This is a genomic window from Paraburkholderia sp. A1RI-2L (assembly GCF_048957375.1).
Taxonomy (GTDB): Bacteria; Pseudomonadota; Gammaproteobacteria; order Burkholderiales; family Burkholderiaceae; genus Paraburkholderia.
Genome location: NZ_JARBTA010000003.1, coordinates 304,901 through 318,260, shown reverse-complemented (window position 1 = coordinate 318,260; position 13,360 = coordinate 304,901). Strand labels below are relative to the sequence as shown.

The following is a 13,360-nucleotide window of genomic DNA, read 5'->3' as shown; positions in this document are numbered from 1 at the left end:
TGAGGGCGTTGGAGATTCCAGCCGTAGAAGGCGTATTCGAGTCGCTCGTCACACGCGCAATCCGGTCGCCGAATCGAAGAAGTGCAAATGCTGCGGCAGCCATGCGACGTTGATCCGTTCGCCCGGCTGCGGCCGATGCGCCGCCGGCAGACGCCACACGATTTCCTGATTGCCGAACCGGCCGTGCGCGAGGTTGTCGGCGCCCAGCAGCTCGCACGTTTCGACCTCCACGGCGATCGACCGCAGGCCGGCAGCGGGCGTCATGTGCTCGGCACGCACGCCCAGCGTGTATTCGCCTCCAGGTACCAGCTTGGCGAGAACGGATGCATCCAGCTGAAACGCGCCTCCGTCCGCGCCGATCGGCAGGTGCGGTCCGTTGCCCGCGACCTCGAAGCAGCACAGGTCGCTCGAAAGACGCCCTTTCAGCAGGTTCATTGCGGGCGAACCCATGAAGCTCGCGACGAATTCACTCGCTGGCGCCTCGTACACTTGGCTCGGCACGCCGATCTGTTCGATGTGCCCGCCGTTCATCACCACGATCCGCTGCCCGAGCGTCATCGCCTCGACCTGATCGTGCGTCACGTACAGGCTCGTGGTCTTCAGCCGCTGATGCAGCCGCTGAATCTCGAAGCGCATCTGCACGCGCAGCTTTGCGTCGAGGTTCGAGAGCGGCTCGTCGAACAAAAACACCGACGGCTCGCGCACGATCGCGCGCCCCATCGCGACCCGCTGGCGCTGGCCGCCGGAAAGGTCGCGAGGCCGCCGATCGAGCAGTTTGTCCAACTCGAGAATCTTCGCAGCGTTCGCGACGCGCTGCTCGATCAGCCCACGTTCGATGCCGCGGATCTTGAGTCCGTACGCCATGTTCTGCGCGACGCTCATGTGCGGATAGAGCGCGTAATTCTGGAACACCATTGCGATATCGCGGTCCTTGGGCTCCAGCGTGTTGACGACGCGATCGCCGATGGAGATCGTGCCGCCAGTCAGGCTCTCGAGCCCGGCGACCATCCGCAGCAATGTGGACTTTCCGCAACCCGAAGGGCCGACGAGGACCACGAACTCGCCATCGGCCACATCGAGGCTGACCGAGTGGAGCACCGTGTGCTTGCCGTCATAGCTCTTGTGCACACCGTCGAGTGTCAGGGCCGCCATGCGTCGCCCTCCAGCGTCGATCGAACCATTGGAACATCTGCTGCGAATCCGCTCATGCCCCTCCCTTTTACACTCATTTTTCTGAATCGACCAACCCACGCACGAACCAGCGCTGCATCGTCAGCACCACGACGAGCGGAGGCAGCATTGCGAGCAGCGTTGCGGCCATCACGCGATGCCATTGGGTCGCGGCGTCCCCGCTCGCGATCATGCTCTTGATGCCAACGACCGCCGTCGTCATCGACTGCGAATTCGTAATCAGGATTGGCCACAAATACTGGTTCCATCCGTAAATGAAAGTGATGACGAAAAGCGCCGCGATATTTGTCTTCGAGAGCGGCAGCAGCACGTCCCAGAAGAAGCGCATCGGACCTGCGCCGTCGATACGCGCCGCCTCGACCAGTTCGTCGGGCAACGTGAGAAAGAACTGGCGAAACAGGAACGTCGCGGTGGCCGACGCGGCCAACGGCAGCGTCAGGCCCGCGTAGCCGTCGAACATGTTCAGCGTCGACACGACCTGAACGGTCGGAAAGATCCGCACTTCGACCGGCAGCATGAGCGTCGAGAAGATCACCCAGAACGACACCGTGCGCAGCGGAAACCGGAAAAACACGATCGCATACGCCGATATGATCGACACGGCGATCTTGCCAACCGAAATCACGAGCGCCATCACGAGGCTGTTGGCGAGCATCCGGCCGAACGGCGCGGCGGCATTGCCGCTGCCGGACGTCCACACCGAGACGATGTTCTCGACCAGGTGCGTGCTCGGCACCAGACGCAGCGGCACGGTGAATACTTCCGACTCGCTCATCGTCGCTGCGCATAAAGCCACGTACACCGGAAACGCAATGATCGCGACGCCGCCAATCAGCATCGCGTGGCAGAACAGATCGAAGCCGCGCCGGTTCTCAATCATGAATATTTCACCTTGCGTTCGACGAAGCGGAATTGCACCACCGTCAGCCCCATAACGATCAGCATCATGACCACCGACTGTGCGCCCGAGCTGCCGATGTCGAGTCCCTGAAAGCCCTCGGTGAAAATCTTGTAGACGAGCGTCTTGGTGGCCTGTCCCGGTCCGCCGCCGGTCGCGGCGTCGATTACCGGAAGCGTGTCGAAGAACGCGTACACCAGGTTGACGACCAGCAGGAAGAAGCTGATCGGCGACAACAACGGCAGCGCAATACCGAAGAAACGCCGCACGGGTCCCGCGCCGTCGATCGCAGCCGCCTCGATCAACGAGCGGGGAATGGCTTGCAGGCCCGCGTAGAAGAACAGGAAGTTATAGCTCACCTGCTTCCAGACCGACGCCACCACGACGAGCGCCATCGCCTGGCCGCCATTGAGCGCGTGATTCCACGTAATGCCCGCCTTTGCCAGCACGAACGTGACGATGCCGATGCTCGGATTGAACAGGAATCCCCATAAAACCGCAGCGATCGCGGGCGCGACCGCATAAGGCCAGATCAGCAATGTCCGGTAGACGAGCTTGCCGCGCGTGATGCGATCGGCCATCGCCGCGAGAAACAGCGACACCACGAGCCCAATCGCGGTGACGAGCGCACTGAAAACCAGCGTCGTGCGAAATGAAGCGAGGTACAGCGGGTCTGCAAACAGGGCTTTGAAGTTCGCGAGCCCGACAAATACCGTGGAAATGCCGAACGCATCCTGGGACGAGGTGGACTGCCAGAGCGCGACGCCCGCGGGCCACAGAAAAAATACGACCGTAATCGCGAGCTGCGGCGCTATCAGCAGCCAGGGCAGCCACCCCGCTCCAAAACTCGTCCGGCGTTCCATGTATCGAGGTATCCGCTTACGGGTTTGCTGTCTTCTCGAAGCGGCGCAGCAAGTCGTTGCCGCGCGAGTTCGCGCTGTCCAGCGCTTCCTGCGGCGTCTTCTTGCCTGCCCAGACCTGCTCCAGTTCCTCGTCGACGACCGTGCGGATCTGCGGCATGTAGCCCAGACGCAGGCCGCGCGTGTACGGCAGAGGCGGCTTGTTCAGCATCTGCCTGGTCGCCGTATCGGCGCCGGGATTCTTGTCGTAGAAGCCCTGCTGACGCGTCAGGTCGTAGGCCGCCCTCGTGACCGGCAGATAGCCGGTGTCCTGATGCCACTTCGCAGCAACGGGCGCCGACGTCAGATAGGACAGAAACTGCGCCACGCCCTTATAGGTATCGGCATTCTTGCCGCCCAGCACCCACAGGCTTGCGCCGCCGATGATCGCGTTCTGCGGCGCGCCCTTCACGCTCGGGTCGTACGGCATCATGCCGGTGCCGTACTTGAACTTCGCGTACTGCCGGACGTTCGCGAGTGCTCCCGACGAGCCCATCATGATGCCGCAGTCGCCGCTATAGAATTTGGCGGTGGCTTCGTCCTTGCGGCCCACGTAGGTGAAGGTGCCCTGCTTCGCCATGTTCTGCAGGAAGGCGATGTGGGCGATCTGCAGCGGCTTGTTGATTTCGAGCTGGGCGTCGGTTCCGTCGAAGCCGTTGTTACGCGTTGCGATCGGCGCAGCGTGCCATGTGCTGTAGTTCTCGATCTGGATCCAGCCCTGCCAGCCGGTCGTAAAGCCGCAGGTCATCCCCGACGCCTTGAGCTTCGCGGCATCGTCGGCAAGTTCGGCCCAGGTCTTCGGCGGCACGTCCGGATTCAGGCCGGCCTTTTTGAATGCGTCCTTGTTGTAGTAGAGCACCGGCGTCGAGCTGTTGAACGGCATCGACACCAGATGGCCCGTCTTCGCGTCGCTGTAGTAGCTCGCGATGGTCGGCACGAACGCCTTCTCGTCGAACGCCACGCCGGCCTTCGTCATCACGTCGTACACCGGCACGATCGCCTTTTTTGCGCTCATCATCGTGGCGGTGCCCACTTCGTACACCTGCAGGATCGCCGGCGCGTCACCGCTGCGATACGCGGCAATGCCTGCAGCCATCGTCTGGTCGTAAGTGCCCTTGAAAACCGGCACGATCTTGTACTGGCTTTGCGACGCATTGAACTGCTGTGCGATCTCGTTCACGCGCTCGCCAAGCTGGCTTTCCATCGCATGCCAAAACTGGATTTCGGTTGCTGCGTGAGCGCCCTGCATCAGCCCGGCGAGCATCAGCGCCGCAGACGCCGCTCGCAAACCAACGCCGAACCGGCCATTGCGCTGTTGAGTGGTTTTCATGAGAGTCCTTTTATCCGTTGAGGCTTTATTGAAGAATGATGCGACGCACAACACGACAAGTGTTTCCCCGATCCCATGCATTCGGCCAGATGAACGCGCAGCCTAGCATGAAGCATTATTCCCGGCGCGCTGGACGCGCGCGCTGCGCTTGCGCGACGAAGCATGCTTCATGCCATTCAGATGATATGCGGCAGTCATTTCGTGTTCGTGACACAAAAATCAATACGGCGGCAATTCACTTATTAAGGGTGTTCCAAGGTCATTTGAAGTGAGGCGAACATAATGTGTTGCAATAAAAAAGGGCGGCGTGCATTTGCTGCACGCCGCCCTTTTAGCATCATTCCACCCGAATCCTAACCGCCCTTTACCACCTTCCCGCGTTGCAAGACCAGCTCGACGCGCTCGCCATCGTTGGCCACCACCCCGATATCAGCGAGCGGATTGCCATCGAGCACGAGCACATCGGCAATCGCCCCCTGCGCGATCACGCCCAACTCGCCCTTCATGTTGACGATATCGGCGGCCACGCTCGTCGCGGAACGCAGCGCTTCCAGATTGCCGAGGACCTCGGCGCGAATGCGGAATTCGCCGCACTGGAACGCATGCATTTCACCCAGCAGATCTGAGCCGAAACCCATCGGCACGCCCGCCTTCGCGTAGATCTCCAGCGATTCGCGCCCCGCGCGCTGTACGCTTGCGACTTTCGCCACGGAATCGGGCGGCAGCCCGAACTGTGCGCCGTGTTGCGCGAGCGCGTCATAGGTGACGAGCGTGGGAACCACGAATGCGCCGTGCTCATGCATGACGCGCGCCGCCGGCTCATCGACGAGATTGCCGTGTTCGATCGTCCGCACGCCGCACCGCACGGCGCGCGCAATCGCACGCGCCGTATAGGCGTGTGCCATCACATAGGTGTTGGCCGCCTCGGCCTCGGCAACGATCGCGCGAATTTCATCTTCGGAGTACTGGGTATTGCAGATGGGATCCACCGGCGAGGCCACGCCGCCCGACGCCATGATCTTGATCTGCGTGGCGCCCTTCTGGACTTCTTCGCGCACCGCCAGACGCACGCCTTCCACGCCATCCACCACGCGCGCAATCGCACCCGTGCGGAAGCAGCACGAGCAAGGTTCGAGCAGGTCGCCGCGCGGACGAAAATCGCCGTGGCCGCCCGTTTGCGAAAGCGCCTTGCCGGACGGGAAAATGCGCGGCCCCGGCACGAGCCCCGTCTCCACGGCATGCATCAGCGCCCAGTCTGCGCCGCCGGCATCGCGCACGCTCGTGAAACCGCGCGAAAGCATGGCCTGCATGATCGGCAATGCGCGAATGGCCGCCAGGATATTCGGCTGCCCGGCGTTGATGCCCAGATTGGCATTGGAGGCCAGCACGTGCACGTGACAGTCGATGAAGCCCGGCATCACGGTTTTGCCGCGCGCGTCGATCACGCGGGCGTTGGGATAATCGACCGGGCGATCCGTGACTTCGACAATCCGCTCGCCGTCGATCACCACATGATGATGGTCGAGCAGCACGCCGCGAACGAGGTCGAGTACGTTACCGCCGTGAATTACGGTTATGGACATATTCGTCATCCTTATTGAATTGCCGCGCCCGCACGCCCTGCGCCGTGCCGTACGTCCTTGATGAAAAACGTGCCGACCAGACTGATCGCCGCAGCGACGATCACGTACAGGGCGGGCGCCATGTTGCTGCCCGTGCGGGCGATCAGCCACGTGATCAGGAACGGCGCGAAGCCGCCGAAGATCGTGACCGCGAAATTGTAGGCAACCGAAAGGCCGGTCGAGAGCACCCTGGTGGGAAAGAGCTCGGCGAAAGCCGCGAGAATCGGCCCGGTGTAAGCGGCGATCAACACGCCGAACACCGTCTGGAACACGAGCATCGACATCAGTCCCGGCGCCCGGTTGATCCACGTGAACATGGGCCACGCGAGCACCAGGATCGCGAACGCCGAGCCGCAAAGAAACACGCGGCGGCCCCAGATATCGGCAAGCTTGCCGACCACGGGCGAGCAGCACATGATCATGAGGCCGCCCATCATGCCGGCGAAAAAGCCCGTCGATTGCGGCAGGTGCAACGTGCGCACCGAATAAGTCGGCATATAGAAGAGCAGCACGTAGGTGCACACGGTCCAGAGAATCACCATCGAAAAACTCGCGAACGTCTCGCGCGGAAAGCGCGCGAGCACTTCCTTGAGCGGCGAATGCTCCTTGCCCTGCTCCTCGATAGCGCTGAACGCGGGCGTTTCGTCCATCTGGCTGCGGATGAAATAGCCCACCGGTCCGACCAGAATGCCGAGCAGGAAAGGCACGCGCCAACCCCAGCCATAGAGGGCCTGGGCGTCGAGGAAGGTAGTGGCGAAGGTGCCCGTGGCCGCGCCCAGCAGCACCGCGAAGCCGATGCTCGACTGGATCCAGCTCGAGTAATACGCGCGCTTGCCGGGCGGCGCGTACTCGGTGAGAAACGCCGTGGCGCCGCCCATTTCGCCGCCGGCGGAAAATCCCTGCAGCAGCCGCGCAACGACGATCAGCAACGGCGCCGCGAGGCCCGCCTGGTCGTAGGTGGGCGCGAGGCCGATGATGGCCGTGCCCAGCGCCATCAGCAAGATGGTGAGCGAGAGCGCGGCCTTGCGGCCTGCCTTGTCGGCGTAGACGCCCAGCACGATGCCGCCCACCGGGCGCATGACGAAGCCCACGCCGAAGGTCGCTACGGTGAGCAGCACGGAGCTCAGCTCGTTGCCAGTGGGGAAAAACAGCTTCGCAATGATGACGGCGAAGAAGCTGTAGACAGTGAAGTCGAACCATTCGAGGCCGTTGCCCAGCACGGTCGCGATAATGGCGCGGCGGCGCTGCCGCGCGGCTATGTGGACTGAGGGCGCCGTTCCCTGAGAAAGCGTTCCTTGCATCGTCTCCTCCCTTTTTGATCGAAGCGGGGGCTTGCCCGCATGGAGGACATGCTAAGGACACTCGCGCTTATCTCCGAACGAAAGATTCGCATGCATGCATGCGCCAGGCGCATGCGAGAGGTTTCTACGCCGTGCTCATTGGGGGCGACTGCGCCGGCATTTGCGCTTGGGCCTGCTCGAACAGCCAGCGTGTGAACAGGCGCGCCGCCTGGTTCTCCGCGCGATCGTTGGGCGAGAGCACGTAGTAGCCGCCGCCGTGGCTGGCCATTGCCGTCGAGACACGCATGAGCAGGCCTGCGTTCAGGCACGCGTCGATCATATAGCGCCAACCGAGCGCGATTCCCTGGCCCAGGATCGCCATCTGCACGATTTGCGGGTAGTGGTTGATCGTGATGCTGCGCGGGGCCTTGGGCATGTCCACCCCGTTCAGGCCGAGCCATTCGGGCCACGACATCCACTGGCGCTGCCCGTCTTCGAGCAGCAGCAATGTCTCGTTCGCGAGGTCGCCGGCATCGAGCGTGCGCCCCGCCAGATACGCGGGCGAGCAGACGGGAAAGACCTCTTCGTGAAAGAGCCGGCGCGCGGTATAGGCGGCGCTCGCCTGCTGGCGCACGTAATACACGCCCACGTCGAATTCCGCCGGCGACATCGACGCGAGGCCGTCGCGCACGATCAGGCGCAGCTTGATGTTCGGATGGGCCGCGATAAATGCCGGGAGCCGTGGCGTGAGCCAGAGCACCGACACGCCCGATGAGCACGCAACGGTCAGTTCGAGATCGCCGTAATGCTTCATGACGTCGCGCGTGGCGTCGGCGCATTGCGCAAGCAGGCGCTGGATTTGCGCGGCATACTGCTCGCCCGCGATCGTGAGGCGCAGCGAACGATGCTCGCGCACGAACAACGAGCGCCCGAGAAATTCCTCGAGCTGCTGGATCTGGCGGCTGATCGCGCTTTGTGTCAGGTGCAATTCGCTGGCCGCCCGCGTAAAGCTCGCGTGCCGCACGGCGGCTTCGAAAGCGACCAGACATTGAAGAGGCGGCAAGGGAGCGATACGCATGGCGGGCCCAACATGGATGGCAATCCCGGCATGATAGATCGTCGCTTCGTCCATGCGCGGCGAAATCGCAGACAATAGGCACATGGACATCAACCGCGCGGCCCGCCTTTGACCAGCAAGGGGCAACGCGCTGCAACCGGAGATCGCATCATGTCACCCACACCGAACTACTGGTTTCGGGCCAAACGTTATGGCTGGGGATGGGGCCTGCCGACGCGCTGGCAAGGATGGGCGGTCCTGCTCGTCTACTTCGCGCTGATCGGCGCAACCGTGCGCCTGGCCCCGCCCGACCAGCATCGCGCCGCCTTCATCTCGCTGATCGTGCTGTACAGCGTCGTCCTCGTTGCCGTGTGCTGGCTCAAGGGCGAGCCGCCCCGCTGGCGCTGGGGCAAGCATTGAGGCCGCTCGCCACGACAACTTCGTTCACACTCTGAACACCGCCTCGAAGCGCGCGGCGAAACGATCGAATTCAGCCTCGGGCAAGTGGTTGATGCCCGCCGCGCGCTTTCTCCCACCGCCCGTTTCGAACTGGCGACAGAAGTCGTCAGCGCCGGTCGCACAGCCGGCCGGCACCCGCAAGCTCACGACGAAGCCGCCGCCCGATTTCGGCGAAAGCACCGCGAGCGCACGGTCCGGTTCGTGCTGCAATCGCTCGTTGGCAAGCGTGCCCGTTGCACGGCGCGCCCATGCCGCGTCCGGCAGGCGGATCAGTTGCGCACCCGGCACGTCGCGCTCGGCACGCAGCGCGCGCGCCTTCGTCATGTCGTCGCGATAGCCGTCGCTCAGCGCCGCGAACACGCCACCGGCGCCATTCGTGCCATCGGCCGCCGTGAACGCGAGCGGATCGGCGAACGGCAGCAGCGCATCGGCCAGCGCTTCTGGTGCGAAATGCAGGTCGTCGACTGTCTCGCCATAGGCGTTGTAGTTCAACAGCAGACCTAGTTGCGCGAGTTGCCCGAGTGTCTCGGCATCGATGTCATGCGCGCGGCCGAGCGCTTCGCCAAGCGTGGTCAGCGCGTCGCCATACGCGCCCACGATTGCCCAACGCACATGTCGTCCACCAAGGTAACCATTGACGAGCGCGCTCGTGCACACGTCCGGCGCCGTGTTGATGTGCGCCGTGAAGCGCGGATGCATAGGCAGCTCGCCAGCGAAATGGTGGTCGAAATAGCGCAGCGACGCGCCTTCGTCGAGCAGCCGCTGGACGTCATCGCGGTTCTGGTCGTGCGAAACATCGAGCACGGTGACCTGCTCGCGGTGCTTCGCCGATACGCGCTGGAGCAAATGGATGTCGCGCTTCACGCCGGTGATCAGCCGCGCCTGCACGCCCTCGGTCAGCCGCAGTTGCTGCAACGCACAGAGCCCGTCCGCATCGCCGTTGAAGGCGTAAATGGGCGGCGCGATGCCCGCGCGCTCCGTCATGAATGCGGCATGGCTCATGGCATGAAGTCCCCGCCGTTAGCGTCGAGCGCAGCGCCCGTGATGGCCTTCGCGTAATCGGAAACGAGGAAGAGCGCGGCCTTCGCACAATCGTCGTCATTCGGAATCGCGCCGAGCGCGATGTTCGCCGCAATCGGCGCGACGATCTGCTCTTCGGGCACGCCGTGCTCGGCCGCCGCATGCCGCACGTAGCCCTGCACCGGCGCGCCCCACATCCAGCCCATATGAATCGTGTTCGCGCGAATGCCGTGCGGGCCGAGCTCCTTCGCGAGGTATTTCACCGCCACGGCAAGCGCGCCCTTCGACACCGCGTAGCCCGCCTCGCCCACGAACGGCTTGCGCACGGCCTGGGTGTTGATCATCACAATAGCGCCGCTGCGCTGCGCCTTCATGCGCGCCACCACCTCCTGCGTGATCGTCATCGTGCCCACGAGATTGGTGTCGAACACCGCGCGCCAGCCGTCGAGATCCGCGCCGTCCACCGGCTCGGGAAAGTTGCCGTGCACGAAGGCGCTGTTCACGAGCGCGTCGATGCGGCCGAAGCGCGCCACCGTCGCCTCCGCGAGCTTGCTGCATTGCGCGCGATCCGTAATGTCCGTCACGCATTTGAAGACTTCACAGTCCACATTGAGCTCGCGAATGCGCGCTTCCGCATCATCGAGTTTCGCAGCCGTGCGCGCGGCAAGCACCACCGCGCGAGCGCCTTCACGCGCTGCTTCGACTGCGAGCTTCACGCCGAGCCCCGGCCCGATGCCGGACACGATCACCACCTTGTTGTTCAAAAGCATTTCAGAGTCCCCCCTCGTAGTTGTACGAATAACCGAGTTCCAGTTCGCGATGGCGAATGCGCCAGCCCTCGGGCGTGCGCACGAGCGCGTCCGCGTACCAGATGCCGAAGAACATCACGCGTTCGCTGCCGTCGGGCGCGCGCCACACCATCGGGTTGTGGCACATCGTGCAGGCGCGCGCCGTCTCCCCGTCGATTTCGATGCGGATATTGCCCATCATGTGCTGGCTGCGCGGAAATTGCGGCAACGCCTTCGCAAGGAACTGCTGGGCTTCGCGCAGCGTGCAGAGTGGTCCGCCGGTGGCGCGATAATCGATGGCGGCGTCTTCGATAAAGAGGCGCTCAAGCACGGCGAAATCACGCCGATCGATGGCCGTGCCGTAATCGATCAGCAGATCGCCGATATCCGCGCCGTCGAGCAGATACTGGAGATCACCCGCCATGGCCGGCTCCGATATGACGCTCGCGATAGCGCGCGAAATCGCGCCGCAACTGCTCGACGCTCAGGCCGAACTGCTCGAGCGTGTAGTCGTGCGGCGCACGCTTTTCGCGCCCGTTCTGCGCGAGCCACGCCTGCATGCCGGCGCGCACGTGATCGGGGAACGTCATGTCCGCAAACGCATACACCCGCTCGACTACGCCGAGCGGATCGGCCACTGTGTCCTCGAAGCGCACATCGAGAAAGCGCTCCGCCGGCACGCTCGCGCGAACCTCCATCGCGTGATGCACGGCGCGCTGCATCTGCGCGCTCCATTGCCGTCCGACCTCGCGTGCGTCGGGTTCGTCGGCGTAGAGCTTCCAGAGCGTATGCGCCATGCTCGCCATCGACGCAATGGTTGCGGTGGGGTCACGATGCGTCAAGACCACCTTCGCGCGCGGGAACACCTTGAACAGCACTTCGAGCGCGTGCAGGTGCTGCGGGGTCTTGAGCACCCAGCGCAGCGCGCCCGGATCGCCGCGCTGCGCCTTCTGCCATTGCAGGAACTGCAGCATTTTCTTCAGATACACGTACACCTCGGTATGGTCTTGCTGGGCGAGCCATGCGGTGTAGCGCGGCACATTCACGTACGAGTCCATAGCGCACAGGAACGAATGCTCCATCAGCATGAATTCTTCGTCGGGCTGCATGGCGTCCAGCGGATGGATCGCGAGAATCTGCGGGATATGCCGGATCATCTGCTCCACTTCGGCGCGCGCGATAGCGATGCGCCGCGCGCTCTCGCCAGCCGGTTCGCCGGGCAGCGGCGCAGGGTAGCGTGTTTCCCACCACGCCGCCGAATGAAAGCGCGCGTCGGTGGCGAGCAGGCGCTGCAACAACGTCGTGCCGGTACGCGGCAGTCCTACGACCACGACGGGATCGTCGATGGACCGCGCGAGAATCTCGGGATGTCGCTGGCAATAATCTTCGATCACGAGCCGGTTCACGAGTTGCGCGCGCACCTTTTCGTGCATCATCGCTTCGCCTTGCGGCGAAAGGTTTGCCTGCCCGGCGAGCGCGTCGAGCAACACCTCGAGTGCCACACGATAGCTTCCCTCGCCAAAATTGCTCAGACCTCCTGAGCGCTCGATGGCGGCCTCCATGAGATGACTGACGAGGTGCTGAGCGTCCCGGCGCGGCGCGATGGGAGCGGCGGCGTTCATGCGGTCTCCTTGAGCGTTTCGAGCTTGACCACACGCGTGACCGGATGCACGGGCGTTTGCGCGCCCACCCAGCGCAGGCATAAAGTGCCCTCGCGATGGCCCGCGGTTTCCAGCCAGTTCGGCACGGCCGGGTCGCGCGCGCTCAGCACCAGTGTGACGCCGCCGTCCTCGCGCAGTTGCGCCGAGTGCTTGTTCAGGCAGATGCAGTGATAGCGATAATCGAGCGACTCCATCCAGTAGTTATTCACCTGGACGTTCCAGAAGTCGCATTCTGGCGCGCGCGCTACGTCGATCACGAGCGCCTCGTCGTCTGCGAGCGCCCAGTACGTGTGGTAGTAGAAAATGTTCGGGTCGCCGCCCGCGGCCTGGCACACGGCCTGATCGGCGGGCGGCAGCGCGTTCGCATGCGCCTGGTAGCCCTGCGCCCAGTCGGCAAAGATGCGCGAGGTCTGCTCGACGAATGCGGCAGCGCGTTGGAGGCCGTTATGCAAACGCATCGGGTCGAGCGGCGCGGGCTGGCTCGATGCGCCTATGCGCTCGATCTTCAGTTGCGCAGGCTTCTCGGTCTTGCGGTCGAGGAACGTCTGGCGCACGACCAGTGCGTTGGTGGCCGGGTCCATCGGCAGCCAGTTGCCCCCTCGGCCCTCCCGGCCTTCGTGCCGTTTGGCGCTCAGGACAATTTCGAAGCTGCCATCGGCTTCGACGCGCATATGGTCCGCGTCGATAAAGCCGGTCTGCAGCATCTTGCCATCGGTTTCGTAGCCGCCTTTCTGCGTGCCGAAGCTCAGATACGCGACCGTGCCGCGATGACCGCTCACGCGGTATTCGTGCGCCCCGTTGAGGCGCGCGTACTGATAGAGATTGTCGGGATTATCGGCGCCGATTTTGGCGGTCTCGTGCGAGGGCGAGAAAAAACCCGGAAAATCCGCATCCGCGAATTCCACGTGCATTTCGAGCCCAATGCGCAAAAGCCGGCTCAGATAGCGGAACCCTTCGGCGCGCGTGAACGCGTCTTGAGGCGCCTCGGGTCGCAGGATCTGCTCGCCGCTGCGCCGCAGTGTTTCGCAAAAGGCTGCCCATGTCTCGCCCGATAGCAACTGTGCTTCGCCGGTTGGCGTCGTCATGCTCTGTCTCCTCCGTTGTGCCGTTGGGAGACGATACCGACACCGATGCGCGGCGTTCTTCGTCCAGGTG

The 13,360-nt window shown here is 63.6% G+C and carries 13 protein-coding genes; 1 reads left to right on the top strand and 12 read right to left on the bottom strand.

The genetic code is table 11. The features are described from left to right. Window positions 1-48 precede the first annotated feature (48 nt). From PWP93_RS24580 to PWP93_RS24550, 7 genes are all read right to left on the bottom strand, one after another. Window positions 49-1,152 (bottom strand): sn-glycerol-3-phosphate import ATP-binding protein UgpC, encoded by a 1,104-nt coding sequence (locus PWP93_RS24580; protein ID WP_421046383.1) that lies wholly within the window; start codon window positions 1,150-1,152, stop codon window positions 49-51. A gap of 73 nt (window positions 1,153-1,225) precedes the next feature. After that, the gene (ugpE, locus tag PWP93_RS24575) at window positions 1,226-2,071 is read right to left on the bottom strand and encodes a sn-glycerol-3-phosphate ABC transporter permease UgpE (protein WP_421046382.1); all 846 of its coding nucleotides are present in this window, start codon (window positions 2,069-2,071) and stop codon (window positions 1,226-1,228) included. Continuing rightward, window positions 2,068-2,952, bottom strand: coding sequence for a sn-glycerol-3-phosphate ABC transporter permease UgpA (gene ugpA, locus PWP93_RS24570; RefSeq protein WP_421046381.1), 885 nt, complete (start codon window positions 2,950-2,952; stop codon window positions 2,068-2,070). Before ugpA ends, ugpE begins: the two co-directional genes overlap by 4 nt. A 16-nt stretch (window positions 2,953-2,968) precedes the next feature. Next, window positions 2,969-4,252 (bottom strand): sn-glycerol-3-phosphate ABC transporter substrate-binding protein UgpB, encoded by a 1,284-nt coding sequence (ugpB, locus tag PWP93_RS24565; protein ID WP_421046985.1) that lies wholly within the window; start codon window positions 4,250-4,252, stop codon window positions 2,969-2,971. A gap of 419 nt (window positions 4,253-4,671) precedes the next feature. Beyond that, window positions 4,672-5,901 (bottom strand): amidohydrolase family protein, encoded by a 1,230-nt coding sequence (locus PWP93_RS24560; RefSeq protein WP_421046380.1) that lies wholly within the window; start codon window positions 5,899-5,901, stop codon window positions 4,672-4,674. Window positions 5,902-5,912: 11 nt separating this feature from the next. Next, a complete protein-coding gene (locus tag PWP93_RS24555) occupies window positions 5,913-7,241 on the bottom strand; it encodes an MFS transporter (protein WP_421046379.1) in 1,329 nt (442 codons plus the stop codon). Between the two features lie 124 nt (window positions 7,242-7,365). Continuing rightward, on the bottom strand, window positions 7,366-8,298 hold the full coding sequence (locus tag PWP93_RS24550; RefSeq protein ID WP_421046378.1) for a LysR substrate-binding domain-containing protein: 933 nt from the start codon (window positions 8,296-8,298) through the stop codon (window positions 7,366-7,368). 150 nt (window positions 8,299-8,448) lie between these two features. On the opposite strand from PWP93_RS24550, the gene PWP93_RS24545 reads away from it, so the two are divergent. After that, the gene (locus PWP93_RS24545; protein ID WP_421046377.1) at window positions 8,449-8,697 is read left to right on the top strand and encodes a hypothetical protein; all 249 of its coding nucleotides are present in this window, start codon (window positions 8,449-8,451) and stop codon (window positions 8,695-8,697) included. Between the two features lie 24 nt (window positions 8,698-8,721). Here the strand turns inward: PWP93_RS24545 and PWP93_RS24540 are convergent, their stop codons facing one another. Genes PWP93_RS24540 through PWP93_RS24520 form a run of 5 tightly spaced genes read right to left on the bottom strand, consistent with a single transcriptional unit; the run spans window position 8,722 to window position 13,290 of the window. Continuing rightward, complete coding sequence (locus PWP93_RS24540; protein ID WP_421046376.1) at window positions 8,722-9,738, bottom strand: acetyltransferase; 1,017 nt, start codon at window positions 9,736-9,738, stop codon at window positions 8,722-8,724. Next, entirely contained in the window at window positions 9,735-10,526 is a 792-nt protein-coding gene (locus PWP93_RS24535; protein ID WP_421046375.1) for an SDR family oxidoreductase, read from the bottom strand. Before PWP93_RS24535 ends, PWP93_RS24540 begins: the two co-directional genes overlap by 4 nt. A 1-nt stretch (window position 10,527) precedes the next feature. Then, window positions 10,528-10,968: a nuclear transport factor 2 family protein gene (locus tag PWP93_RS24530; RefSeq protein ID WP_421046374.1), complete on the bottom strand. Its 441-nt coding sequence runs from the start codon at window positions 10,966-10,968 to the stop codon at window positions 10,528-10,530. After that, window positions 10,958-12,106 carry a sulfotransferase family protein gene (locus tag PWP93_RS24525; RefSeq protein ID WP_421046984.1) on the bottom strand — a complete coding sequence of 383 codons (1,149 nt, stop codon included), beginning with the start codon at window positions 12,104-12,106 and terminating at the stop codon, window positions 10,958-10,960. The genes PWP93_RS24530 and PWP93_RS24525 overlap by 11 nt, the downstream gene beginning before the upstream one ends. Window positions 12,107-12,162: 56 nt before the next feature. Then, window positions 12,163-13,290 (bottom strand): DUF1214 domain-containing protein, encoded by a 1,128-nt coding sequence (locus tag PWP93_RS24520; RefSeq protein ID WP_421046373.1) that lies wholly within the window; start codon window positions 13,288-13,290, stop codon window positions 12,163-12,165. Window positions 13,291-13,360 lie beyond the last annotated feature (70 nt).